Origin of the sequence: Paenibacillus vandeheii (genome assembly GCF_030433635.1) — a bacterium.
GTDB classification, from domain to species: domain Bacteria; phylum Bacillota; class Bacilli; order Paenibacillales; family Paenibacillaceae; genus Paenibacillus; species Paenibacillus vandeheii.
The window spans coordinates 326,631-351,391 of the sequence record NZ_JAROCD010000002.1 but is presented as its reverse complement, the minus strand read 5'-3'; the positions used below and the strand labels follow the sequence as shown (position 1 = coordinate 351,391).

23 protein-coding genes and 1 other annotated feature are annotated in these 24,761 nt (G+C 47.0%); of the genes, 7 read left to right on the top strand and 16 right to left on the bottom strand.

Annotated features, from left to right (window positions below):
* Positions 1-73 precede the first annotated feature (73 nt).
* The 3 genes from P5G61_RS04360 to P5G61_RS04350 are packed head-to-tail and all read right to left on the bottom strand — an operon-like array spanning position 74 to position 1,754.
* Positions 74-559: a MogA/MoaB family molybdenum cofactor biosynthesis protein gene (locus P5G61_RS04360; protein WP_024630749.1), complete on the bottom strand. Its 486-nt coding sequence runs from the start codon at positions 557-559 to the stop codon at positions 74-76.
* Between the two features lie 37 nt (positions 560-596).
* Positions 597-1,058 (bottom strand): cyclic pyranopterin monophosphate synthase MoaC, encoded by a 462-nt coding sequence (gene moaC, locus P5G61_RS04355; RefSeq protein ID WP_301245246.1) that lies wholly within the window; start codon positions 1,056-1,058, stop codon positions 597-599.
* Between the two features lie 57 nt (positions 1,059-1,115).
* On the bottom strand, positions 1,116-1,754 hold the full coding sequence (locus P5G61_RS04350) for a 5-formyltetrahydrofolate cyclo-ligase (RefSeq protein WP_301244840.1): 639 nt from the start codon (positions 1,752-1,754) through the stop codon (positions 1,116-1,118).
* 275 nt (positions 1,755-2,029) lie between these two features.
* On the opposite strand from P5G61_RS04350, the gene P5G61_RS04345 reads away from it, so the two are divergent.
* The gene (locus tag P5G61_RS04345; RefSeq protein ID WP_301245244.1) at positions 2,030-3,988 is read left to right on the top strand and encodes an ABC-F family ATP-binding cassette domain-containing protein; all 1,959 of its coding nucleotides are present in this window, start codon (positions 2,030-2,032) and stop codon (positions 3,986-3,988) included.
* A gap of 564 nt (positions 3,989-4,552) precedes the next feature.
* On the opposite strand, the gene P5G61_RS04340 is transcribed toward P5G61_RS04345, so the two are convergent.
* From P5G61_RS04340 to P5G61_RS04310, 8 genes are all read right to left on the bottom strand, one after another.
* Positions 4,553-6,109, bottom strand: a complete 1,557-nt coding sequence (locus P5G61_RS04340; RefSeq protein WP_301244838.1) for a 2-isopropylmalate synthase — start codon at positions 6,107-6,109, stop codon at positions 4,553-4,555.
* A gap of 212 nt (positions 6,110-6,321) precedes the next feature.
* Positions 6,322-6,664 (bottom strand) — a binding site (T-box leader).
* A complete protein-coding gene (locus P5G61_RS32040) occupies positions 6,639-6,782 on the bottom strand; it encodes a hypothetical protein (RefSeq protein WP_435874036.1) in 144 nt (47 codons plus the stop codon). Its footprint overlaps the feature before it by 26 nt.
* Before the next feature lie 580 nt (positions 6,783-7,362).
* Positions 7,363-8,418, bottom strand: a complete 1,056-nt coding sequence (gene tsaD / locus P5G61_RS04335; RefSeq protein WP_301244836.1) for a tRNA (adenosine(37)-N6)-threonylcarbamoyltransferase complex transferase subunit TsaD — start codon at positions 8,416-8,418, stop codon at positions 7,363-7,365.
* The gene (rimI, locus tag P5G61_RS04330) at positions 8,415-8,936 is read right to left on the bottom strand and encodes a ribosomal protein S18-alanine N-acetyltransferase (RefSeq protein ID WP_301244834.1); all 522 of its coding nucleotides are present in this window, start codon (positions 8,934-8,936) and stop codon (positions 8,415-8,417) included. Before rimI ends, tsaD begins: the two co-directional genes overlap by 4 nt.
* Positions 8,937-9,137: 201 nt before the next feature.
* The gene (gene tsaB, locus P5G61_RS04325; protein WP_301245242.1) at positions 9,138-9,986 is read right to left on the bottom strand and encodes a tRNA (adenosine(37)-N6)-threonylcarbamoyltransferase complex dimerization subunit type 1 TsaB; all 849 of its coding nucleotides are present in this window, start codon (positions 9,984-9,986) and stop codon (positions 9,138-9,140) included.
* Between the two features lie 2 nt (positions 9,987-9,988).
* Positions 9,989-10,471, bottom strand: coding sequence for a tRNA (adenosine(37)-N6)-threonylcarbamoyltransferase complex ATPase subunit type 1 TsaE (tsaE, locus tag P5G61_RS04320; protein ID WP_301244832.1), 483 nt, complete (start codon positions 10,469-10,471; stop codon positions 9,989-9,991).
* Between the two features lie 196 nt (positions 10,472-10,667).
* On the bottom strand, positions 10,668-10,844 hold the full coding sequence (locus tag P5G61_RS04315; RefSeq protein ID WP_024632867.1) for an H-type small acid-soluble spore protein: 177 nt from the start codon (positions 10,842-10,844) through the stop codon (positions 10,668-10,670).
* Positions 10,845-10,849: 5 nt separating this feature from the next.
* Entirely contained in the window at positions 10,850-11,146 is a 297-nt protein-coding gene (locus P5G61_RS04310; protein ID WP_079350913.1) for a hypothetical protein, read from the bottom strand.
* Positions 11,147-11,340: 194 nt separating this feature from the next.
* Between P5G61_RS04310 and ku the strand changes: the two genes are divergently transcribed.
* The 5 genes from ku to ligD all read left to right on the top strand — a co-directional run bounded on the left by ku (position 11,341) and on the right by ligD (position 16,712).
* Positions 11,341-12,252, top strand: coding sequence for a non-homologous end joining protein Ku (gene ku, locus P5G61_RS04305; protein WP_301244830.1), 912 nt, complete (start codon positions 11,341-11,343; stop codon positions 12,250-12,252).
* 266 nt (positions 12,253-12,518) lie between these two features.
* Complete coding sequence (locus P5G61_RS04300; RefSeq protein ID WP_301244828.1) at positions 12,519-13,388, top strand: VOC family protein; 870 nt, start codon at positions 12,519-12,521, stop codon at positions 13,386-13,388.
* A 216-nt stretch (positions 13,389-13,604) separates the two neighbouring features.
* Complete coding sequence (locus tag P5G61_RS04295; RefSeq protein WP_301244826.1) at positions 13,605-14,702, top strand: GerAB/ArcD/ProY family transporter; 1,098 nt, start codon at positions 13,605-13,607, stop codon at positions 14,700-14,702.
* A gap of 68 nt (positions 14,703-14,770) precedes the next feature.
* Positions 14,771-15,736, top strand: a complete 966-nt coding sequence (locus P5G61_RS04290; RefSeq protein WP_301244824.1) for an ATP-dependent DNA ligase — start codon at positions 14,771-14,773, stop codon at positions 15,734-15,736.
* An 85-nt stretch (positions 15,737-15,821) separates the two neighbouring features.
* A complete protein-coding gene (ligD, locus tag P5G61_RS04285; protein WP_301244822.1) occupies positions 15,822-16,712 on the top strand; it encodes a non-homologous end-joining DNA ligase in 891 nt (296 codons plus the stop codon).
* Positions 16,713-16,845: 133 nt separating this feature from the next.
* Here the strand turns inward: ligD and P5G61_RS04280 are convergent, their stop codons facing one another.
* Together P5G61_RS04280 and cls are read right to left on the bottom strand one after the other, a co-directional pair.
* Positions 16,846-17,754 carry a YitT family protein gene (locus P5G61_RS04280; RefSeq protein WP_079350919.1) on the bottom strand — a complete coding sequence of 303 codons (909 nt, stop codon included), beginning with the start codon at positions 17,752-17,754 and terminating at the stop codon, positions 16,846-16,848.
* Positions 17,755-18,100: 346 nt separating this feature from the next.
* Positions 18,101-19,540 (bottom strand): cardiolipin synthase, encoded by a 1,440-nt coding sequence (gene cls, locus P5G61_RS04275; protein WP_301244819.1) that lies wholly within the window; start codon positions 19,538-19,540, stop codon positions 18,101-18,103.
* 376 nt (positions 19,541-19,916) lie between these two features.
* Here cls and P5G61_RS04270 point away from each other — a divergent pair, with 376 nt between their 5' ends.
* Entirely contained in the window at positions 19,917-21,263 is a 1,347-nt protein-coding gene (locus P5G61_RS04270; protein ID WP_301244817.1) for a hemolysin family protein, read from the top strand.
* Between the two features lie 142 nt (positions 21,264-21,405).
* Here P5G61_RS04270 and P5G61_RS04265 read toward each other — a convergent pair whose 3' ends face one another.
* The 3 genes from P5G61_RS04265 to P5G61_RS04255 form a co-directional block, all read right to left on the bottom strand.
* Complete coding sequence (locus P5G61_RS04265; protein WP_301244815.1) at positions 21,406-22,995, bottom strand: alpha/beta hydrolase family protein; 1,590 nt, start codon at positions 22,993-22,995, stop codon at positions 21,406-21,408.
* Between the two features lie 51 nt (positions 22,996-23,046).
* On the bottom strand, positions 23,047-23,829 hold the full coding sequence (locus P5G61_RS04260) for a DUF1648 domain-containing protein (protein ID WP_301244813.1): 783 nt from the start codon (positions 23,827-23,829) through the stop codon (positions 23,047-23,049).
* A gap of 342 nt (positions 23,830-24,171) precedes the next feature.
* Positions 24,172-24,567: a GntR family transcriptional regulator gene (locus P5G61_RS04255; RefSeq protein ID WP_301244811.1), complete on the bottom strand. Its 396-nt coding sequence runs from the start codon at positions 24,565-24,567 to the stop codon at positions 24,172-24,174.
* Positions 24,568-24,761: the final 194 nt, after the last annotated feature.

Sequence of the window (24,761 nt, the reverse complement as noted above, 5' to 3'; positions counted from 1 at the left end):
TTCACAAAAAGACCTCGATACCCAATCTTTTTTCCTGCTTGATTTCACACCTGCTGCTAAGGCCATTTCTCACTTATTGCTTGAACTGACCTGTAACCATTAACAGGGCTTCCGGAAGTTGGTCCATAATGGCCGCCAAATGCTCATGCACACCCTTCGGTGTACCTGGCAGGTTGACAATCAATGTACGTCCGCGAATGCCGCATACGCCACGGAACAGCATCGCAGAACGATTCTTGCCCATGACACTGTATCTCATGGCTTCAGCCATGCCTGGAACTTCCCGTTCAATAACCCGTCGGGTCGCTTCGGGAGTAATATCACGAATCGCAAGCTCCGTACCCCCTGTGGTCAATACCAAATCAGCGTGAAAATAATCTGTCATCTCAATCAAAGCCGCGATAATCTCATCGGGTTCATCCGGAACGATGCGGTACTCCACGATTTCCCCACCCAGTTCTTCTTCCACAAGCTCCCGGATCACTTGGGCACTCGTATCCTCACGTTCCCCGCGGGCCCCTTTGTCGCTGGCTGTCAGGATTGCTGTTCTCCACACCATAAAGATCACCCTTCTCCTTTATGAAAATAAATGTCCTTTATCGGCTGAAATCGCCGTTTTTGCCACCACTCTTGGAATTCAGCATGGTTGGACCAATCATCATATCTTTTTGCATGGCTTTACACATGTCATAGATCGTCAGTGCCGCAGCCGACGCCGCCGTGAGCGCCTCCATCTCGACACCTGTCTTCCCTTCGGTTTTGACCGTAACTTCAATCTGCAGTTCATCGACACCGTTGTCATGAAAACGGATATCCACACCCGTCAATGCCAATGGATGGCACATCGGAATCCAGTCTGATGTTTTCTTCGCGCCCTGAATACCCGCAATCTGAGCCACAGCCAGAACGTCACCTTTGCCGATGCGGCCCTCCCGAATCGCTTCAAGCGTAGCCGGATTCATCGTCACTTTGGATATCGCCACAGCTGTACGCACGGTACTTTCCTTACCCGAAATATCAACCATTCGAGCTCGTCCCTGTTCATTAAAATGAGTCAGTTTCCTGCTAGAAGCCTGGTCGTTATTCGCTTCTGAATTCAATCACATCACAACCCTTTATTCGATATGTAATATACCTTCGGTTGTTATCAACAGATCAAGCCGCAGATCAAGCGGGTCCATCGGAATTTCGTCCTGCAGCTGGCCAGGCAATACAAATGCAGCCATACGTGGTCTTTTGTCAGTCATCGTACACTTTGATGCAAGTGTCTCAGCAAAACGATCATAATAACCGCCGCCGTATCCAATGCGCCCTCCATGTAGGTCATATCCCAGCCCTGGTACTATGACAAGGTCAATTTCAGGCCAGCGATCAGGTTGCAGCACTTCACAGGAATCCCTGGGTTCAGGTATCCCCCATATTCCCGGTTGAATATCCTGTGCACCCACGACACGCCGCAATTCCATTCGAGCCGGATTCGCTTGCACTTTCGGTGCGAGCATCACATCTCCATGCCTCCAGCCCTCTTCAAATAAAAAGGCTGTGGATGCTTCGCTTCCATAAGACAAATAGCTGAATATCACAAGTTGCTTGCTCCCCAGCTTCCATTTGTCCTGTCTAAGGCGCTCCAGCTCCCGCTTCGTCACCACATTAATCTCATTCATCACCTGCTGACGCATGGTTTCATCCATCAGATCCCGGCTCTGTCTCAGTTTGGAACGAAGGCGGCTTTTCAATTCCGTATGATCCTGCATGTCTTTGAATAACCTCCTGTTGATGAGAAGGTAAACTAGCTCTCAATTAAAACCATTTATATGTTATGCACAGTTGTCATCGTGTTGAAATCGTTAAAATGATTCATTTTCTGCAAAATCCTCATGTATTAACATGCCTTCTTTCAGTTTATCATTGATTGACCAAAAAGACTACACGCCCCAGGCACTCCTAATCGGTGCATTTGCTCTGTATTTCATGTAAACTGGGATGTAGTTGTCAAATCAAGAACTGGACCATGGAGGAACTTAATTTTATGCTGCTGCAAGTATCCGGAATTATCAAACGTTTTGGTGTCGATCCAATCCTGGACGGCGTGAACTTACAAATATTAGAACGCGAGCGCATCGGCCTCGTTGGTGTTAATGGTGCAGGGAAATCCACTTTGCTCAAAATTGTGGCTGGGGAAATGTCCTACGATGGCGGACAGATTTTCAAATCCAAGGAAACGACGCTTGGTTATCTCGCGCAGAACAGCGGACTGCAATCTGATCGCTCCATATGGGAAGAAATGATGAATGTGTTCGCCCATCTGACCCAGGCAGAAGCGGAGCTGCGTCAAATGGAACAGGATATTGCCGACCCGGCTCAGATGGAAGATGAAAAAAAATATGCCGATCTGCTTGAGCGTTATGCCAAACGCTCTGACTGGTTCAAGGATCATGGCGGTTATGAGATGGAAACCCGTATTCGCAGTATTCTGCACGGAATGGGATTCGGTGAATTTTCGCCAAATACCCCAATTGCCACTCTGAGCGGTGGGCAAAAGACACGCCTTGCGCTTGCTCGCATTTTGCTTCAGGCTCCTGACCTGCTCATGCTGGACGAGCCTACCAACTATCTCGACATCGCCACCTTGACGTGGCTTGAAGATTACCTGAGAGGTTATTCCGGTGCCCTGCTCGTTGTATCCCATGACCGGTATTTTCTTGACCGGCTTGTCACAACCATCGTGGAGATTGAACGGCACCGCTCCAAAAAATATACGGGCAATTACAGTCGGTACATGGAACTTAAAGCTGCCGAGTATGAAAGCCAGATGAAGCAATATGAGAAACAACAGGATGAAATCTCCAAAATGGAGGAGTTCGTTCAGAAGAATATCGTCCGTGCTTCAACGACCAAACGGGCGCAGAGCCGCCGCAAAGCACTCGATAAGATGGATCGGCTCGACAAACCAATGGGAGATCTGAAAAAAGCCCACTTCTCTTTTGAGACGGCTGTCATGTCCGGCAAGGAAGTGCTCCGTGTCGATCAGCTTTCGGTTGCCTACGATGAGGCTTCGCCGTTGTTCCGTAATGTCTCTTTTGATCTAAGACGTGGGGAAACGGTTGCTTTGATAGGGCCGAACGGAATCGGAAAATCCACCATGCTGAAATGCCTCACTGGAAGTTTACGCCCTGTAAGCGGTGAGATCCAATGGGGAACCAAGGTGCAGATCGGCTATTATGATCAGGAGCAGACGGGACTTAACCCTTCTAATACTGTATTGGAAGAGCTGTGGAGTGCCTATCCAGGCATGGAGGAAGCACGGATTCGTACGGTGCTGGGCAACTTTCTGTTCAGTGGGGACGATGTACTCAAAAAAATCTCATCGCTCAGCGGTGGAGAAAAAGCTCGTGTCTCCCTCTCCAAGCTCATGCTCAAGGAAGCCAACATGCTCATTCTGGATGAGCCTACCAACCATCTCGACCTGTTCGCCAAAGAAGTGCTTGAAGCGGCGCTGATGGACTATGAAGGCACATTGCTGTTCATCTCCCATGACCGGTATTTCCTTAACAAAATGGCTGAGCGTATTGTTGAACTGCACCCCGGCGGGACAGAGCATTACCTCGGCAACTATGATGATTATGTAGAGAAGAAACAAGAGCTTGAGGACATCGCGCGCGAAGCTGCTGAAGCACGCCTGGCCTCTTCCAAAAACTCGGCCAAGTCTGACCCAGGCCTATCTGCAACCGAAAAATCCGGAGCTGCCTCATTCGAAGCGGACAAGCAGGCCAAGCGGGAAGAACGCAATCGACAGCGCAAGCAGGAGGCTCTGGAACAGCAGATTGCGAAGCTGGAAACGGAGATTACGGAGCTTGAGGCACAGATGGCTCTGCCTGAAATATATCAGGATTATATGAAGCTGCAAGAACTCCAAGAGTCAGCGGAGAATCACAAGCTTCAACTAGCCAAAGCGTACGAAGAGTGGGAAGAATTAGCTCTGGAATAGCAGAGGAGATGAGATGACCTTTTCGGTCTAATCCATACTGCCCTCCTATGCCGAACAAACAACAACAGTAAAAGCTGATTCCTAGATGGGGTCAGCTTTTTTTGTTGATTATAATGGGAGAGATTTGACAAGGGTGTTTTCATATTTGTCAAATCCACTCGAAATCCGAAAAATATTTTTCCGCTCGGCAGCCTCATATTTATCCACAAAAGGGCAAGCTAGCAAGCAACCCTCTCTATTTAATTATACGGCGGTAGAATAGTCTATTTTGCACAAAAACCATATTTATCCACCGAGTTATACACATTATCCACAACTTTGTGGATATATAGGAGACATTCTATCCCCTAATGCTTTTTATTTTCGAAAACATTACTGGTTTGACTTTGGTGCAGTTACCCACAATTTGCACTGGATATGTGGATAACTATACTCACATCTTGACAAACGTAATCATCCATTCCCTTTTTATCTCCTATAAAAGGACAAAAGCAGACCTCTGTATTCAAGGCCTGCCTTTGGTCTGCTTGTGATCACAAATTTATGTGATTTGCTGAAGTACTATTATGCGTGCACAGGTTCATCACTATCGAAAGACTCTGCCTTCAATCCGGCAGCATTACAAGCTGCGACATACGCCAGACCAGCAGCCATGACAATATCGTTGTGAGTGGCTGTCCCTCTGAATTCACGTCCTGCCCGTTCCACGGTAACTGCAGCTTCTGCACTCGCAGCCTCTCCTCCGCTTAAGGCGTGCATCTCCATATCCACAAACGTAATATCGTCCGAAATACTTTGGCCAATCGCACGAATGGTTGCATCTACCGGACCACCACCAACCGCAGAATAGGAATGTTCCCCTGCGCTCGTACGAATACGAACGGCTGCCATTCGATCGGTCATGCTGCCTGCTGTTACCTGTAATTCAATCAGCTCATAATCCTGAGCGGGAATATTCATGGTCTGACTAACCATCTGCAACAACTGGTCATCACTTACCACTTTCTGTTGATCGGCCGTTTCTTTAAATACCTCATACAGTTGTTCCATTTGCTGTTCATCCGGTTCAAAACCATATTTACGAACCCGATCTTTCAAAGCGTGACGACCCGAATGTTTGCCCAGAATAATCATGCTGCGTGGGATCCCCAGCGCTTCCGGGTCCATAATCTCATAAGTACTCCGGTTCTTGAGCAGACCATCCTGATGTATACCAGACTCATGTTGGAAAGCATTGCGTCCCACCACCGGTTTGTTGTAGGCAATCGGGAAATGCATGGCACGGCTAATCTGACGGGATGTCTCATACATCTGGTTCAGTCTGATATTGGTCGTTGCGCCAATCACGTCTCCCCGTGTCTCCAGAGCCATAATCAGCTCCTCCAGTGCACAGTTGCCCGTCCGTTCTCCCACACCGTTAATGGTTACTTCAATCTGGGAAGCACCGTTGGCAATGGCAGCCAGACTGTTAGCAACCGCAAGCCCCAAGTCATTATGACAGTGTGCGCTGTAGCGAACCTTGTCTCCGCCCCTTGCACCCTCACGTACTTGACGGAACATCTCTCCATATTCATGCGGCAGTGCGTACCCGACGGTATCTGGCAAATTGATAATACTTGCTCCCGCTTCAATGGCCACTTCAACCATCTCGATCAGATCATCCATCTTCGTACGAGCCGCATCCATGGCGGTGAATTCCACAATATCCGTGAACTGACGTGCATAGGAGACCATCTCCCGCGCGGTAGCCACCACTTCACTGCGCGGACGGCGCAGTTGATGCTCAATATGAATGTCCGAAGAGGAGATAAACAGGTGAATTCGGCGGCGTGCTGCGTCAGCCGTTGCTCGAACGGCTGCATCTATATCCCCTTTGACCGCACGCGCAAATCCGCAAATCTCCACATTTTGCAGTTGTCTGGAAATCGCCTGAACCGCCGCGAACTCACCTGGACTTGAGATCGGGAATCCAGGCTCGATGACGTCAATACCCAGAGAAGCCAACTGATGTGCCAGTTCAATTTTTTGCTCAGGCTGCAGACTCGCTCCCGGTGCTTGTTCTCCATCACGCAGTGTTGTATCAAAAATCTCTATCATGCGTTTGTTATTGCTCGTTGTCATATCCATCAACCTCCATCAAATTTTGAATGATTATTCGTTATTGGGGATCGGAACGAGGCGTTCAATTCCCGTTTTCTATGTTTATTCATTTCGCAATCCATGCCAGTGTGCACGTCGACTTGCACACCATGCGTATTTCTTTTAACCGTGATTATAGATTCCCATCGCCCACCCTGCTGCCGGCAGCAAACACAAATAACCCGCCATCTCATCTAAGAGACGGCGGGTTATTATCCCTCCGCGGTACCACTCTTGCTTGATGGTCCAGGCTTGCGCCAGGCACCATCCACCTCGTCGTCTCCGGGCATATCAGTTGTCTCTGCGTACATGTAACACGTACAACTGACAGCCGGAGAAACACCCTGTAACGGGGGTTAGCCGTTGCTGTGTACACATGCCCTTTCGTCCGCAAGGACAATGGGGTGAGACATCGGTCTCCATGCTTCCACAACTCCGTTCCCGGGCGAGATTCGAACGATTCCAGCCACTGCGTCGCACCACCCCGCAGCTCTCTGTGCGCTTTATCGTTTTACTGCTCCCGTTCATTACATTTATGATATGTGATCCTGAATCCATCACCATTTTGAAAATCAAAAAAGCCTGCCATCTCCTGCAATATTGCAAGAGACGACAGGCTGTTCACCTTCGCGGTACCACTCTTGTTGACTTTCATTCCTTCGAGCTGATCCTGTATGCGTCCATACCGTTATCATTGCCCAAAGTGACAAAAGCCCCCTCAGTTATTGTTGATTTTCTACCGATATGTCATCCGTATTCCATCAACAACGGCCCTTTCACGGAGGCAACCCGTAACCATGTACTTTGGGCCATCATCGGCCTTCGGCTTCTCCCGGGGAGTTACCGTGTTCCATCGTTCCGCTTCCAGGTGAGTTTCAGGTTTCCTTCGACTGCGTTGCACCACCCCGCAGCTCTCTATGACCGGGAATTACCCTACTGTTCCTGTTCATTGCGTTTTCATTCAGGAATCCATATAAGTCAACTAATGAATATTTACACTGGCACTCCGATGACAGAACAACCTTCCAATCGCTGTTATCCCCAGATTTCTTTGATTCCCTCCTCTAAAAGGGAAAATCCGGTGATAAAGGCGAACGCTTCGCTTCTCCAGGTTATTTCTGTCCTCTCCGCTATCGTGTAAATGTTTAGTTGAACATATCTAATTCCTGTTTTAATTTGTAATTAATATACAGTCTTCACATGAGGCTGTCAAGTCTTCATATACATGAATCAATCTATACCGATTGAACAGACCATGCCTCAAGCGAAAGTCCAGGATCTGCTTTGGCATCGAATTCCGAGATTTCTCCCCGCTGCCATTTTAAATACGCCGCAGCTCCAATCATCGCTGCATTGTCGGTGCAATACTCCATCGGTGGGATCAGCAATTCGAGCCCTTCCTTCGCACAACGCTCCTGCAAAGCTGAACGCAATCCCCGGTTTGCGGCAACACCACCGCATAACAGCAATTGACGTGATCCATACTCACGAACAGCCCTTACCGCTTTCTCTACCAGCACTTCAACAACAGCTTCCTGAAAGCCCCTTGCCACAGCAGATGGTTCAAGCGTTTCTCCCCGCATTTTGGCTTGATTCAACACATTCAGGACAGCAGACTTCAGGCCGCTAAGGCTGAAATCATACGAATCCGCTTCAAGCCAGACGCGCGGCAAAGGTACCGCCTGCTCTGCATCAGCAGCCATCCGGTCCACATGCGGTCCTCCCGGATAGGGACAACCCAGTGCACGTGCCACTTTGTCATAAGCCTCGCCTACCGCATCGTCACGCGTACGTCCGATCAGTTTGAACTTGCCTTCGGATTCCATATGCACAAGCTCGGTATGACCACCCGAAACTACCAGTGCCATCGCTGGATATTGCAGCTCATGAGTAAGTCTGTTGGCATAGATATGTCCCGCAATATGATGTGTGCCAATGAGCGGCTTGCCAAGTGCCATGGCCATCGTTTTCGCTGCCACGATGCCGACCAGCAATGCACCAACCAATCCAGGCCCTTGCGTCACAGCGATCGCACTCAGATCTTGCGGACGGATGCCGGATTGCTCAATAGCCTGTTCCAACATCAATGTAATGACTTCAACGTGTTTACGTGAAGCTACTTCAGGCACAACCCCGCCAAATGCCTTATGTGTCTCGATCTGGCTGGAGATCAGATTGGACAGCACTTCCCGTCCATCCTTGACAACTGCTACGGATGTTTCATCACAGCTTGTCTCCACGGCCAATATATAAGATGGTGCAGAACTTAGCTTTTCATTGAAATCCTTCATGAATCCGTTACGCTTCCTTCCTCTTCGCCGCTTCGGTCTGCGGGCGGCAAATTCGCCCACATAATCATCGCATCCTCCCCATTGTCGGAGTAATACCCTTTGCGAAGACCCGCCGATTCAAACCCTTTTTTCTGATACAAGCTCTGGGCAATCCGATTCGAAACTCTGACTTCCAACGTCATGCGCTCCATCCCGAGATAAGACGCTGTTCTCATCAATTCGTCCAGCAGCTGCTCGCCGAGCTTACGCCCACGATAAGCTTCACGGACAGCAATATTGGTAATGTGGGCTTCATCCATGATCGTCCACATGCCGGCATAGCCAATCGCTGTACCTTCCAATTCCATAACCATATATTTCGCAAAATGATTGTGTGTCAATTCATTCTGAAACGCTTCTTCCGTCCAAGGCAGGGTGAAGGCTTCATGTTCAATAATCATTACATCTGGAATATCATCCAGAGTCATGAACCTGAACTGAAGCGCTGCTTCCTGCTCTTCTTTCTCCACGTTGTCCATCTGCTTCCCCTCCCCCTTTAGTACGTGTTCAAAAAGACCGGTTTTCAGTACCGAGAAGATGGGATGCAGCTAGAAATGGAGTAGCGGAGCGTAGGGAAAACTACGTGAGCAACGGACATTTCGGCAGAATTCCATATTCGATGCTGATGATGCCACTAGGCATCCTTCGTAATCAAAAGCGGACTTTTTGAACAACCTCTTTTAGCCTTTGCGCAGCAGGTTGGCTTCCGCTTCAGCCAGCTGGGTATAGTTGGGCACCAATGCATGCACGTCATCTCGCTGACCTGCAAGCAGCGCCTCGGCGCCTAAGCGCCCAACCCAGCGGCCCTCCAGCTCATAGGGTACGAGCTGGAGCGCCGTTCCTGCGGGGCAGCGAAGCTCAGCCGCTGCCGCCGCATGCGGGCCCGTCTCGCCGACAATCCAGACGGCAGCGGGCCGCTCTTCCGGCGCCGCCTCCGCCATGCGGGCGGCGAGGGCTTCCAGCCATCCGTCCACCAGACGGATGGCATCGGGCTCCAGCCGCCGGGGCGCAGCGCTCCCGGCGGAGGCAAACAGCGCGGTATAGGCTTGACCGCGCCGTGCATCCACAAGCGGAACGATCCAGTGGACAGGGGCGGCACCCGTGCCGCCCTGGTCCGCGGATGGCGTTCCGCCACCCCCTGCTGCGGCATCCTCTGCCGCAGCTTCGGCCTTGGCGGCGAGGCCGCTGTGCCAGCCGCCCCAGGCCAGAGCCTGAAGGCTGGACACCCCGGCAACGGGGATGTCCCATGCCCAGGCCAGCGTCTTCGCCGCGGTCACCGCAATGCGGATGCCCGTGTACGAGCCTGGGCCAATGCCGACGGCAATGCCGTCCAGCTGTCCCGGCTGCGTGCCGCTGGCTTCCAGCAGCTGCTCCATCACAGGCACCACGTGCACCGAATGGTTGCGTTCTGCCCGTTCATTACGTTCTTCCAGAAGGGCGTGACCTTCCATAACTGAGGCTGCCATCACCGCAGTCGACGTATCCAACGCCAAAAACCGCTGGCGCGGCTTTTTTTGTAAATCTTCCATCATCATTTGACTCCATTCTGTCTGAACTGTTGGCACATGGCAGCATACGTCTCACCATACCCATCCAGCGTAATCGTTCGATCCTCCGGACCTGTCGTCTCGATCTGTACATGCAAGTGCTCTTGCGGCAGCAATTCGGGAATAATGCTGGACCATTCCACCAGACTGACTCCGGCTCCATAGAAATACTCATCCAGGCCAAGCTCGTCCGCTTCTTCCAGCGATATGCGATACACATCCATGTGATACAAGGGCAGACGCCCTTCATATTCCTTAATCAGTGTAAACGTGGGGCTGTTGACCACATCACGTACACCCAAATGCCAGGCAAACTTCTGTGAAAATGCTGTTTTGCCCGCGCCCAGATCACCGTCCAGTGCAATCACCATGCCGGCGGTTGCCTGTTCAGCGAGTGCGGACGCGAGTACTTCTGTATCTGCAATGCCATGGGAGTGAAACACCCACTGCTCGTGCGTCTGATTCAATATACGCCCCACCTTTGGCGGTCCTGCCGCCTGAGTTCACTTTGAACCTTATTATATCGGTCCCATTCTTCCCCCGCAACATCGAAGGATCAGAAGCAGGACAGAAGCCAAGCCAAACATTCACACGAACGACAAATAAACCGGCCCCTGACGGCACCGGCCTTTCTTGGACATCCTGCAGCACGTCCTTTTGCTTCTATTCTTCCAAACGATCTACACGGACGGTCTGGGTATTCCCCGGTCTGCTGCCAACTTGTACCGTTGCCATGCCGTTGGCTTCATCCACATTTTCGATCCAGACCGGGTCTCCCTCCAACGTAACAGCAATTGTATCCTTTGATTCAAAAATAGCTTTGGCGCGTTGCACATCCATCATGATTATTCATACTCCCCTTCCGGATCTTCATGTGATTCCCGAACCATACTGTCCGTTGTACTATCACCTATATAACCGTTATCTTCCGTGACTTGTCCCCCGCCCAGGCCCTCATTCACCATCCGGTCAATATCCAGCATGAACGACTCCCGGTCCAGCGGCAGCTCTTCTGAAGTGACAGCCTCCCAGTTAACCGCTGTTGCAGGCGTATGAAAATCCTCAGATCCTTCCGACTCAGCACGAGGATACGGAGAGAACGTATGGGCGTGAGCTTCATCTTCATCTCGTTTGTTCTTCATAGGGTACCTCCTGACGTGATAGTTGATAACTAATATCATCCTCTTTCTAACCAGCGTTTACATATGCAGATCTTAAGGATGTTTCTGTTATCATCCCCCACTCTTTCTGAAGCATACCGTTCCGGGCAAATACGGTTATCCCGCCCGTGAAATGCCCATACTAATCATAAAATGTTCTCGGAAAGGAGCCGTTTATGCATACGGTCTGGAAAGGTGCAATTAGCTTTGGTCTGGTTCATGTTCCTGTCAAAATGTTTTCGGCTACCGAAGACAAAGACATCTCCATGCGTTATATTCACAAAGTCTGCGGTAGTCCACTCGCATATGTACGCAAATGTCCTTCCTGCGACGTTGAGGTTCAATGGGAAGAAATCACCAAAGGATATGAATATGAGAAAGGCAAATTCGTCTTGTTCGAGAAGGACGAGCTTGAGGCGTTAAATGAGTCCAGCAGTAAAACCATTACCATTCTGGACTTCGTGGATTTAACGGAGATTGATCCGATTTATTTTCAAAAAACGTATTACCTCTCCCCAGATCAGGCGGGTGGAAACGCGTATCAACTGTTAATGACTGCTATGCGAGATACAGGCAAAATTGGCATCGCCAAAATATCCATTCGTTCCAAAAGCAGTTTGGCTGCGATTCGTGTGCTGGAAGATTGCCTCTCCATGGAAACCATTTTCTATCCGGATGAGATCCGTCCCGTTTCTCAGGTTCCCAACCGCCCCGAGGTTCTGAACGTGAATGAGAAGGAATTGACCATGGCAAAACTGCTGATTGATCAGTTATCTACTCCTTTTGAACCTGGTAAATATACAGACGACTACCGCGCCAAACTTCTGGAACTGATCAATCACAAAGTGGCAGGTGAAGAAATTAAGATCGCTCCAGCCAAACCGGAAGCCAATGTCATGGATTTGATGGCAGCGCTGCAAGCAAGTATAGAAGCTGTGAAGCCCATACCTTCCGACCCTGGAACCACCACAGCCAAACCCAAAAAACGGACTCCCAAGAAAACCTCGGCACAAGCGACGGCTGGAGGAGAAACGGATACTCCTGCTCCTGCCAAAAGAAAGAAAGCTGCTCCCAAGCCCAAGGCGTAAGCGGCAAGAAGCATATTGATTGGTTTGTCCACATCAACATTGGAGATCCGGCCCTGAAGCCGGATTTTTGTTTTGTATTTATAAATCGAAAATACAATTGACGAAAGTTGGTTTATATTTTATATTAACTTATGAAAAGTAACTTATTTAAAATTGTACAGATGAGCCTCATATCTACATGAGCCAGACCTTACAATAGCCCGAATACATTGCCGAGGACAGCACCTTAACAAACCAACTAAACTTGTTTTCAGGAGGAAATCATTATGACTACTACTTATCAGATTCCTGCTACAACCCATCTGGGTGAAGTAAGTCTGCGAATCAGCAATTTGGAGCGATCCATTCAATTTTACACCGAGGTGGTCGGGCTCAAACTGCTTGAACGCAGTGAAAAAGTCGCTACGTTGACAGCCGATGGAAAGCAGTCCCTCCTACGCCTTGAGCAGTTAACCGATGCAGTGACGATGCCTGTTCGCTCCACTTCAGGCCTGTATCATTTCGCTATTCTGCTGCCTGACCGTAAATCGCTGGGCCTTGCCCTCCGTAATCTGGCTGAATCCGGCATCGAAATTGGTCAGGGTGATCATCTGGTCAGTGAAGCATTCTATATTTCCGATCCGGATCACAACGGGATCGAAATCTATGCAGACCGTGCCCGCGATACCTGGAAACGGGATGCAGATAATAACTACATTATGTCAAGTGATCCTGTTGATGTAGACAGCCTGTTCGCTCTGGCCGCAAACGAGCCGTGGCAAGGCCTGCCAGCCGGAACGGTCATTGGTCATGTTCATTTCCATGTACGCAGTCTGGAAGAGTCACGTCGTTTCTATACGGGAGTGCTTGGTTTTGATATCGTTGGCAATTTCGCCAACATGTCCGCCCTGTTTGTGTCCGCAGGTGGTTATCACCATCACATCGGCCTGAACATTTGGGCTGGTGCAGGTGCGCCAGTGAATCCGGACAATGCGACGGGAATTGACTACTTCACCATCATTTATGACGGAAAAGAACCATTGGAACAAGCTGTAGAACAACTGCGTCAATCGAACGCGTCTATTGAACAGCAAGGTACGGACTGGTTTACTGTAGACCCACAGAATATTCGCATTCGCTTGACTACAACAAGCTAACACGGGAAATTCGTGACGAGAATGTTATGCGGTAAGTTGAGTATACTGATTAGCCTGGACACAAATTTTCTCGCTCCATATGGGGAAATAAGTTGTCCGGGCTTTTTTGCTTTCTTTTTTTATATTGATATATGTCTTTATCCATTGCCTAATAAAATTGGTGTAATTGGTGCATCCTAACCAAATATCTAGATCGACATGCGAAGGAGATCCCACATGATTGAGAAGGGGCGTATAACCGTAAGACAACTGGGCTCCCTGATGTTCTTGTGCACAATTGGTGAACAGATTATCGTCTTCCCCTCTATGATCACCTCATATGCGCATCAGGATGCATGGTTATCCGCATTAGTGGGTGTTGCTGGAGGTATGGGAGTGTTGTCCATTATGCTCGTTGTATACAAACTGCAGCCTCAGATGAATTTGATTCAACATGTACTACATACTTTGGGACCCTGGATTGGGGCCTTATTCAGCTGTTTTTATTTATTCTACTTTCTGATGTGTACGTCCACGTTCATAAGAGAAATTGGGGACTTCATGACGACACAGATCCTGCCTGAATCCCCACTTCTGATTGTGAATTTGCTCTTTGTTTCTACCCTTGCTTGGGGACTCCTTTCTGGTTTGGAACCTATCGGCAGGAGTGCCGAGGTACTTCTTCCCCTGATTGTGGTTTTCCTGCTCATTCTGACTGTATGTCTGTTCCCACATTCACATCTGGACAACATCAAGCCCATTCTTGCGGAAGGGTTTCTAAATCCCTTTAAAGGCTTTGTCGCTGTGCTTACCTATCCTTATTGTGAATTGTGCATCTTTCTTATGCTCTTTCCTTATGCCAAAAAAGAAGCACATTGGGAAAAAGATATCCTTCTTTCAGCCATGATAGGCGGATTGATGCTTACCCTAACGCTAACCATCTGTCTGCTGGTCATGGGGCCCTTTATGACCCAACACCATTGGTTTGCAGCATTTAATCTGTCGCTGAAAATCAATATAGGCAACTTTTTGCAGCGAATCGAGGCCTTTATGGCCTCCGTCTGGATTATTGCTGTCTTTTTCAAGAGCATTCTGTTCTTTTATAGCTTTGTACTGGGAATCACTCACCTCTTCAAATTGTCCAGCTATCGTCCGCTCATTTTGCCGGGTGCACTGCTCATTCTAGCCATTTCCATCGTTCTAGCTCCCAACGAGAATTTCTATCTAAAGGTTGTTATTCCATATTGGATTGATTGGGACCTGACCTGTGGCATCGGAATTCCTTTGCTGCTCATTATGGTACATAAACTAAAGACACGGCTGCGTAAGGGTTAAACCTGTACCACTCAACCTTGGGAGATCAAGCTGAGGCAGATTTGAAAGAGGAAAGGAGTTTTAAGCACATGTTCAATCCCCTGGTTCCTTTTGAACCTGTATCCCGAGATGTAATCCCTACCGGGCCAAACTGGATTGCCCAAATCAAATGGGATGGGGTTCGTATGCTTGCTTACGAGGACGGACAGGGAATTCAGTTGATTAATCGCAGATTGCACAACCGAACTGCACAATATCCTGAGTTGGTCCAGCCACGGAATCTGTGCTCCGTTCCTTCTTATATTTTGGATGGAGAGATTATTGCCCTTGATCCGGATACGGGAAAACCGTCCTTTTATCACGTGCTGCGGCGAGATCGCATGAGCAGACCGGATGGCATTGCCCAAGCTGTACACCAGATTCCGGTCACTTATATGGTGTTTGATATTCTTTTTTGCGATGGGGTATGGGTCACAGATCAACCTCTTTCAGAACGTCAACGTCTTCTGCATCAAGTTCTGAATCCTGCTCCCCATGTTCAGGAGGTGACCAACATGTCAGATCCCGACGCCCTGCTCACGGTTATGAGACAGCACCATATGGAGGGAATTGTATGTAAAGACCTTTCCAGCACCTATGGAATCAACGGCAAGGATCAACGCTGGCAGAAGGTCAAGATTTTCCATGATCTATATGCGATGATTGGCGGGGTCACGTACCGCAGTGGTATCGTCAATGCAATCGCCGTCGGTGTATATGATGGGCCTAACTTTGTCTATATTGGTCATGTCGGCACGGGTAAACTGAACTCGGACTCCTGGCGTAAACTAACCGAAGAAGTACAACCTCTTATTCGGAAGGATAGACCATTTCACAACCTACCCCAGAGAAGCGCGGAGACGACATGGATCGAACCACAAATCGGTGTCAAAGTGCAATTCATGGAACTCACCCACCATCGAACACTACGCCATCCCAGTATCCAGGCTTTTGCTTCCGTGACCCGGGAGGAGTGCCAGGCCGGTCAGATCAGTCACCTTTTACTTGAACGATAAACCATTTTTCCATCCGCTTGAGATAGTAAGAGGGCTTTCTCTTCCCCTTTAAAATCATACTTGTTCACTACAGGAGGTGTTCTTCATGCCCCGTTCGATCAAGGGAACCATAACCATTAATGGAATGGAACTTACAGTGACCAATCCAGACAAGCTGTTATGGCCCGAAGCAGGTGTAACCAAGGCCATCTATTTGCAAAAGTTGGCGGCTCTGGCTCCCTATCTGCTGACTTACACGCGAAATCGGTTGCTTACTACAATACGTTATCCCCATGGTGCAGGCGGTGAGTTTTTCTATCAGAAAAATGCTCCAGAGCCCGTTCCGGAGTTTGTACGAACCGAAGTGCATGAGGGGATACGATATGTGGTGATGAACGACCTTCCAGACCTGCTATGGCTTGGGAATTTGGCTGCTCTGGAGTTTCACCCTTCCCTGCATGCCGTAGGCAGCCATCTTCCTTGTGAGTGGATGATTGATCTTGATCCTTCCCAGGAAGAAGAACCTCGCATCATGCAGGCCGCCCTAATTGTGGGCGAAACGCTGACTTCGCTGGGTTTACGATCGGTACCAAAGACTTCTGGGGCCACAGGTGTACAGATTATTGTTCCGATTCACCAAGGTGTAACCTTCGATGAGTTAAGGGACATCGGTTATTTTGTAGGCAAATATGTCACTCAAAAACATCCGGATCTATTTACACTGGAGCGTCTTAAAAAAGACCGAGGGGACCGCATTTATTTCGATTACCTCCAGCATTATGGTGGCAAAACGCTCGCAGCTCCCTACACTCCCCGCGCCAAACCAGGCGGTACGGTGTCCACTCCACTCACATGGGATGAGGTTCGGAGCAACGTTTCGGTCAAGGATTACCACTTAATGAACATCGTGGAACGCCTGACGCAGACCGGGGACCTGATTGCAGCTCTCGAGCCCCAGCCTGTTGAACTGATTATCCAGCATTTAAAACAAAAATAGCCGGTCACCCTCAAACTGAAAAACTCCCCTCATAGTAGCCGTAGAAAGTTTTGTTTTTCTACTGTCTACTTGACGGGGAGCAGTTCAAACCAAGGGTACCGGCTATTTTTCTGTTTATGTGCGATGAGATTCGCTAATGTATACCTTTTTTCTTGAAACGTCCGCCCTTCACATCGTGAATGTTACCAATCGCCACAAAGGCATGCGGGTCCCAATCTTCAACAATGGATTTCAGCTTCGCTTCTTCCAAACGGGTAATAACCACAAAGATAATTTTCTTCTCATCTCCGCTGAAGCCGCCTTCTCCATCAAGATAAGTGACGCCACGACCAAGACGATCGGTCAACGCTGAACCAATATCACGATACTTCTCGCTAATAATCCATACCGATTTGGATTGATCCAATCCTTCATTCACAATATCAATCATCTTCATTGCAATATAATAGGCAATCATGGAATACAGGGCGTTTGGCCAGCCAAATACAAAACCTGCACCAGCAAAAATAAATACGTTAATGAACAGTACGATCTGACCTACAGACAATGGTGATTTCTCACTCAGCAGAATGGCGACAATCTCCGTACCATCCAGTGAACCGCCGGAACGAATGACGAGACCAACACCGACACCCAAGATCAATCCGCCAAATACAGCTCCAAGCAGTGGTTCACCTGGTGTCAGTGCAGGAACATGGTGTAGCAATGACGTTCCAATGGACATCACGACGATTCCGAGCAGTGTAGATAACGCAAACGTTTTACCAATTTGTTTATATCCCAGAATGAGGAAAGGCAAGTTAAGCAAGGTTAGGAACATTCCGAGTGGCAGATTCGTAAGCTCTGACACCATAATCGAGATCCCTGTTATTCCGCCATCAATAACGCCATTCGGCACGAGAAATACTTCGAGTGACACAGCCATCAGTGCAGCACCGACCAGAATCATCACAATGCGCTGCAGAAGCTTCAGTGAAAACACCGAGCTTTTAACATTGCGGTCCGGCTTGGATGTTAGTTCTTTAACCGATACATTGGACATCGTATCCCCCCGTTATGATCAATATGTGAATCCATTTCATAAATCATTTAAGTACCCGAGAGGAACCCTGCATACAGAAGAACAACACCGTCCTAATGCGATATGCACCCCGTTATCAAAGCACCTAAAGGCTATATGAAATGTATTCAAGTATGTCTTAATTCCGGTTAACACTTCCAAAAGAGAGCAAAAGGGAGCCTGTTATCCCGCAGACTCCCCTCCTTCGCCAAGACATAATTTATATAAACATTATATCATAAAAGATCAAATTTGAGCAAAATAGTTAGCAAAAAGAAGATAAATTCACAAAAAGTGAACTTATCTTGAGAAATTCGCCCTATAACGGCTAAAGCAGCGGAGAAAGCATGCGAGAAAGGATTTCTGCCCCTTTTTGCCACCGTGAACGCCGCTGAAACACCTTCACTTCAATCTGGCTGCATTGATCCAGATCACGTTCAAAGTCCTCAGTCAGCCGATCCATGGATGAAGTATCAAACAACACGGCGGTCAACTCGAAATTGCAGAAAAAGCTGCGCATATCCATATTGGCTGTGCCTACCGTTGCAAGCAATTCATCCACAATCAGGACCTTGGCATGCACAAAACCTTTACGATATTGATAGAACTTCACTCCGGCACGCAACAATTCTTCTACATAGGACATTGAGGCCCAATGCACAAGTCGGGAATCCGATTGATACGGAATGATGATTTTCACATCCACGCCACTGACAGCGGCCGTTTTGATTGCTTCATACAATGCGGGATCGGGAATGAAATAGGGTGTTGTGATGTATATGCGCTCGCAAGCCACGGAAATCGCACCAAAGCACATTTCCTGAATGGCATCCCAGTCCTGATCCGGTCCACTGGACAGAATCTGAATCCGTTCTTCTCCGCTGCAAATATGTGGTGGGAACAGTTCTGTCAGTTGAGGCTCTGTAATCTGCTCGCCGGAAGCGAGTTTCCAGTCGTTCAGGAACGTATTTTGCAGGAAATATACGGCATCTCCCTCGATCTGTACATGGGTATCACGCCAGAATCCAACCTCCGGATATTGTCCGAGATAATCGTCTCCTATGTTAATTCCACCCACAAATCCAATCCTTCCATCCACCACCACAATTTTACGGTGATTCCGGTAGTTCACCCTTCGGTCAATCGTTGCAATAAGCGGCGGCAGAAAATAATGAAATTCCACGCCTGCATCCTGAAACTTGCGAATAAAGCTCCAGCTCATCTTGTGACTGCCGAGTCCATCGCAGATCAACCGCACTTTGACGCCTTCTTTCGCCTTGCGAATCATCACTTCCTGAAACTTGGTACTGATGACATCATCCCGAAAAATATAAAATTCAACATGCAGATGGTGCTCTGCCTGCCCCATTGCCCTCAACATGGCTTCAAATGTCTCTTCACCATTCGTAAGTACTTGACTCCGATTGCAGCCTGTAATTGGGCTCTCAGACAGGTGTGACAGCATGTTGAACAAACGGTGCTGATGGGTGTATCGGCCGCCAGACATCTGATCGGCATGATCAATAATATGAGCCTGCTCCCAGATCGTTTCCCGTATTTCACGAAAGATACGCGAACCGCCTTTACGCACCTTCTTGCGTTTGTTATAGTCTTGGGCCACAAAATAATACACAACAAAGCCGATCAAAGGTACACAGAATAAAATAAAAAGCCATGCCACAGCTTTCGCCGGATTGCGGAATTCCAGCAACAGAATAGTGGCTGCCTGAAAAGTAAATACGAGCAATATAATGACCAGCCAAAACATTCGGCTTCCTCCTCATGGCAAGGTGTAACCCTGCCGTTCTCTCTCGCTGTATAAGCTTTGACGATAAAGCCTTTAGCTAATCATTAGATACCCAATGTATGCCCTGTTCGTAACGTTTGCTTAGATAAAATTTTACATACAAAGCTGATCAGCAAAAGCACTAAACCATTTCATTCCATGCTTCGGTGTTGTATATTCTGACTGTGTTTCCTTCTACATATGCTTCTTCCCAGTCAGCGGATCAGCACTCCATCGCCATTTCGCACACTTTGCCTTCCAGACTCTTCCTCTTTTCTTGACCGGAAGGTGGTCTTCTTACGTAAAATTAGATATAATATTCGTTAAAAACTTATTACTTAAAGGAGAAGAGCAGTGAATGGAAAGTGAGAGGTATGCGTTAAATTTAGTATTGGTTGCGTTTTTGATAGGACTTTCGGCTTTTTTTGTTGCAGTGGAGTTCGCTCTGGTACGAGTTCGTCCGAGCCGGATCGACCAAATGATTGCAGAAGGAAACAAGCGTGCGCTGGCTGTGAAACAGGCCGTTGCCAATCTGGATGGCTATTTGTCCGCCTGTCAGCTTGGAATCACGATCACATCTCTGGGATTGGGCTGGCTGGGTGAACCGACGGTAGAGAAGATTCTCCATCCTGTGTTCGAAAGTTTGCAAATTCCTGAGGCGGTTTCTTCATTCTTATCGTTTGTTATCGCGTTTGCTTCCATCACGTATCTGCATGTTGTGGTTGGTGAGCTCGCTCCAAAAACGATTGCAATCCGGAAAGCCGAGACTGTTGCACTGCTGACGTCTACACCTATCATCTGGTTTAACCGAATTATGTATCCTTTTATCTGGCTGTTAAACGGCTCAGCGAACCAACTGGTGAAACTGTTCGGAATCAAACCTGCTTCTGAACATGAAGATGCACACTCCGAAGAAGAGTTGCAGATCATTATTAATGAAAGCTTTGAAAGTGGTAAAATAAACCAAGCCGAGTTCGGTTATGTAAGCCGGATTTTTGCTTTTGATGAAATGCTCGCCAAAGAAATCATGGTACCCCGGACTGATATGGTCTGCCTTTATGTCAATAGATCGAACGAGGAAAATCTGGATATTATCCGTCAAGAGCAATACACCCGTTTTCCAGTGGTGAATGAGAGCAAAGACGATATTATCGGTATTATTAATACCAAACAATTTTTCTTGGAATTATATGGAAACGAAGAACCCGTCGATCTATCTTCCCTGATTCAGCCTGTATCGGCTGTTCACGAAACGACTCCCGTTAAGGACCTGCTGAAAAAGATGCAGAAAGATGGCGTGCATATTGCCGTGCTGGTCGATGAATATGGAGGTACATCCGGGATCGTAACAATTGAAGATGTGCTTGAACAGATCGTCGGGGAAATCCGAGATGAGTTCGACGCAGATGAAGTGGAAGATATTCAAGTCATCAATGAGAACTATGTGATTATGGATGGCAAGGTATCCTTGTCCAAGGTAAACGACATGTTCACCTCAAACCTCGATGCTGACGAATGGGACACCATTGGCGGATGGCTTTATAGCCATCGTCCAGAGATGAATGAACAGGAAGAATATGAGTTCGAGAATCTGATTTTTGTTTTGCTGGAAAAAGACAAGAATCGTTTCTACAAAGTCGCTGTTGTTCCGAAGGAACCACTGACCATGTCCGACTACGCCGATGAAGATGAGAAAGAGGCCTAATTGGGCTAAATAAAGCAACTTCATAAATAATAAGAAGAGCACTTGCCTACATCGGTAAGTGCTCTTCTTATTATTTCCCGCTCAACGTGTCACTTCCCCAGGGTTATCACTCAACCAATAATGGAACTTACCGTCCCGTTTTTTAGTTTGATTTTAATACCCACTTCGCAATATCATCAATGATGGCTTTGGAAACATTAGATGGCTCAGCGTACTCTTGACCAATCGAGAGTCCATCATAGCTAGATAAAATATGATTTACCTTTGGATAGCTATTGTACGTTACATTGGAATGATCTTGAAGAGCCAATTTCCAGTGTTGGAATTGATTCATAGACACTTGCACATCATTTTCGCCTTGTATAATAAGCATAGGGGTATTTTGTGTTTTAGCCAGTTCCGCAGGCACGTAATCTCTCTGCTCAAACCACCAATAAGCAGGTTGAAGTGGAAACGCCTCAGGAAGATGATCTACAGAATATTTAGGATCTTTAACTATTGCAGCAACTTTTTTATAAAAATCCGCTTGTTCTTTAATAATCTCAGTGTCCAAGCCAAGCTGCTTCATCCGATCTATCAATTCGTCCTGCTGCTCGGTAAGCACATCCACAAAGCTACTACTTGGTGCAGCAAGTAGAATACTTCCTGAAATATCATGTTGTTTATCCTCAGCAATGATTAACGGTAATGCAAACCCGCCCTGACTATGTCCAGCTACAAAAATCGCTGTAGAATCAATATGTGTATTCTTTTTAAGTAATTCTACTGCATCGGTTACCTGATCTACGCTTTCTTGTTTTAATGTGAATTTAGGCTGCGAAGCAACCTTATAGGTATGCTCATACGTGACCTTATCGTATCTTAATACAGCAACTCCTTGTGAAGCTAAACCTACCGCAAGATCGCGAAATGGCTTTGCACCACCAATGGCAGCATCTTGATTGTTAGGCCCGGATCCGTGTACCAGAATTACAACTGGGAAAGGCCCCTCTCCCTTGGGCAAGGTTAGTGTCCCTGGTAAAGCTAAATCACCCTGACCAACCGTAATGTCTTGTTCTGTATAGGTAGATGGGTCGTCGTAACTTGGTTTTTGATAACCATTAGGAGTAGCGGCGGCAATATATAAGTCATCCACAAGTCCGTTGTGATTCATTCTGACCGTAATATTTAAACTCGTAAGCTCTGTCTTAAAAGTATAAGTGACATTGCGATGCACTGTGTTATTTTCTACGTGTTTAGCTATGGCTTTACTTGTAATTTTGCCATTTTGACCTTCTAATGCTGCCCATAGCTGACTCAACATCGTGGGTGACAACACTCCACTCACAGAGGTATGAACATACTTAGCAGCCTCCTTGCCATCGCCCTCACTTATACGTGAAATGAATATATCTTCAGGTGCTACCTTCAGTGCCTCGGTAAGAAATCCCCCATCCATAAAGGTAACTCCTTTCGTTAACTGAATAGGATTGTCTAAGGGTACGACTTGCCCATTCACAATCGCCTGTTTCTCTCCTACCTTAACTACAATAGTAAGTTCATTTTTTCGTATTGTGATTTGTCCTGTTTTTTGTTGCCATGATACCTCTGCCGCATTCTTTTCTGCAATCTCACGAATAGGAACCAGATTTTCACTACCAGCGGGCTCTTCAGTAACTGCTGAGATGGATGTTACTGGCAGGATAAGACATACGAAACTAAGAGAAAGGAATAGCTTTTTCCAATTGTTCATCGTAATAACTCCTCCTAATATTTTTTATTATATATATAGATACATGAGCATTTATTGGCTCAGGACTATACTTATAACAACTATAGCAATGAGAACTAAAAACAGGACCCAAGATAGTGGACGAGCGAAGTTAATCGTCCAGCCTATTCCATAACGTTTTTCTACGGTAAAAGAAGGATCATTGGCATTAAAGTAAATAAAACCAAGCTTCCAATAATCATCATCATTCACAGGCTGCTCCTTAGATCGTTCGCGATCCTTTTGATGACTACGAATTTCCCCACCGCCTTGTCTGCCTGTGAGAGACAGCATTACAGCGCCTAAGACGATCACCACAGGGAAGATGAAGCTAATAGCTGTTAACAAAACCAAATTAGGGACGAACATATTTATCTGAATGAAGGCAAATAAAATGGTAAGAAGTAAACCCGTTATTATCGTAAATAGGGACCATTTACGGCGGAATTGAATATTTTTAGCAGCAAATTGGGCTGGATCAGAAGTGGTAAGCTGTTGTTTGCTGGTTTTAATACTCCAGTTCACCAACATCATAAGTGCAATGATTCCTAGCTGTACAAGATTAATAGCCAGTACCGAAAGGTAGGTTTTAGGCACACTGGAAGTGACATTGCCCTGAAGATCATATTTTATTGGAATGATGTTAGGTAGTGCCTCATAATTCACGATCGAAATGATCGCAATAGCTACAATAATAGCAATGTGAATGAGAAACCAATAGTTGGAATAGGTTAGCTTGTTTTGGCGGAAGGTGGTATCAATTTTAACCCGTTGAGGTGCTTCTACATTTGTAAGTGTTCCCTTTAGCTTTTTCATCTTGAAATGAAATAACATGTTTAGTGCTGCCCAGTACACAATGAATATCACTGTGCAAACACCGATGATCATTGCGGTAGATTCTTCATTAGTAGATCGGAGTAAATACAGACAGACAAGTATAACAATCCCGTTCCCAATCAGACTTACTGTAGCAAACGTACTCCGTAGCTTACGTAAGATTGGTGTGTAGTAATTATATTCACTTACCGTAACCCCAAAGCTAATGGTTTCCCTTGTCACATATGGTGCAAAGGATAGAAGTAAGGCTAATGGAGCAAAGATTAAAATTATAGGTAATATACTAAATAGTTGCATACATCACACACTCCCTTGATTCTTTTATTCTTTGTTGTGACCCATCTTAACATCATCATACATTTGGTCTAATACCGCAGATAGTTCCTCTTTGGTCATTCCGCGACATATCGCTTCGGCAATAATCGGTCTTAATTCTCTTTGCTGCTTTTTCAAAAAATCTTCCGTTAAATCAGGCATTCCATCAGGGTTTACTACGACTCCCTTTTGTCTATGAATTAGAATGTATCCATCTTGCTTGAGTAGTGTATAAGCCTTGTTGACCGTATGAAGGTTAACACCAATATCTGCTGCCAAATTCCGAACCGAAGGTAGCGCCTCACCTAGCTGTAACTCACCACTAGCAATCCCTTCGATAATTTGATGAACAAGTTGTGAATAGATGGGAAGTTCGGATTGCATATCAAGTTGAATAATCAAGAGTTCACCTTCTTTTTATCGTCTGTTATATATCAAGTATAACAGATAGAACATGAGTGAGCAATACGTATGAAATAATGAAGTGTAAGTACAAGGGGGATTGATGCTGGGTTTATATCACGAGTATATTAGTTATTTTGGCTCACCCACATTTTGAGCAGCCTATTATGCATAAAGCCGCATATCCATCGCGA

Excerpts from the sequence above, each read along its gene's own strand:
- P5G61_RS04290 (WP_301244824.1), top strand. The coding sequence starts at position 14,771 with ATGTTCAATCCCCTGGTTCCTTTTGAACCTGTATCCCGAGATGTAATC.
- P5G61_RS04270 (WP_301244817.1), top strand. The coding sequence starts at position 19,917 with ATGGAAAGTGAGAGGTATGCGTTAAATTTAGTATTGGTTGCGTTTTTG.
- cls (WP_301244819.1), bottom strand. The coding sequence starts at position 19,540 with ATGTTTTGGCTGGTCATTATATTGCTCGTATTTACTTTTCAGGCAGCC.
- P5G61_RS04345 (WP_301245244.1), top strand. The coding sequence starts at position 2,030 with ATGCTGCTGCAAGTATCCGGAATTATCAAACGTTTTGGTGTCGATCCA.
- ku (WP_301244830.1), top strand. The coding sequence starts at position 11,341 with ATGCATACGGTCTGGAAAGGTGCAATTAGCTTTGGTCTGGTTCATGTT.
- P5G61_RS04340 (WP_301244838.1), bottom strand. The coding sequence starts at position 6,109 with ATGACAACGAGCAATAACAAACGCATGATAGAGATTTTTGATACAACA.
- rimI (WP_301244834.1), bottom strand. The coding sequence starts at position 8,936 with ATGGACAACGTGGAGAAAGAAGAGCAGGAAGCAGCGCTTCAGTTCAGG.
- P5G61_RS04350 (WP_301244840.1), bottom strand. The coding sequence starts at position 1,754 with ATGCAGGATCATACGGAATTGAAAAGCCGCCTTCGTTCCAAACTGAGA.
- tsaB (WP_301245242.1), bottom strand. The coding sequence starts at position 9,986 with ATGGAAGATTTACAAAAAAAGCCGCGCCAGCGGTTTTTGGCGTTGGAT.
- tsaD (WP_301244836.1), bottom strand. The coding sequence starts at position 8,418 with ATGAAGGATTTCAATGAAAAGCTAAGTTCTGCACCATCTTATATATTG.
- P5G61_RS04280 (WP_079350919.1), bottom strand. The coding sequence starts at position 17,754 with ATGTCCAATGTATCGGTTAAAGAACTAACATCCAAGCCGGACCGCAAT.
- P5G61_RS32040 (WP_435874036.1), bottom strand. The coding sequence starts at position 6,782 with ATGAAAGTCAACAAGAGTGGTACCGCGAAGGTGAACAGCCTGTCGTCT.
- P5G61_RS04265 (WP_301244815.1), bottom strand. The coding sequence starts at position 22,995 with ATGAACAATTGGAAAAAGCTATTCCTTTCTCTTAGTTTCGTATGTCTT.
- P5G61_RS04310 (WP_079350913.1), bottom strand. The coding sequence starts at position 11,146 with ATGAAGAACAAACGAGATGAAGATGAAGCTCACGCCCATACGTTCTCT.
- P5G61_RS04300 (WP_301244828.1), top strand. The coding sequence starts at position 12,519 with ATGACTACTACTTATCAGATTCCTGCTACAACCCATCTGGGTGAAGTA.
- P5G61_RS04315 (WP_024632867.1), bottom strand. The coding sequence starts at position 10,844 with ATGGATGTGCAACGCGCCAAAGCTATTTTTGAATCAAAGGATACAATT.
- ligD (WP_301244822.1), top strand. The coding sequence starts at position 15,822 with ATGCCCCGTTCGATCAAGGGAACCATAACCATTAATGGAATGGAACTT.
- P5G61_RS04260 (WP_301244813.1), bottom strand. The coding sequence starts at position 23,829 with ATGAAAAAGCTAAAGGGAACACTTACAAATGTAGAAGCACCTCAACGG.
- P5G61_RS04360 (WP_024630749.1), bottom strand. The coding sequence starts at position 559 with ATGGTGTGGAGAACAGCAATCCTGACAGCCAGCGACAAAGGGGCCCGC.
- P5G61_RS04295 (WP_301244826.1), top strand. The coding sequence starts at position 13,605 with ATGATTGAGAAGGGGCGTATAACCGTAAGACAACTGGGCTCCCTGATG.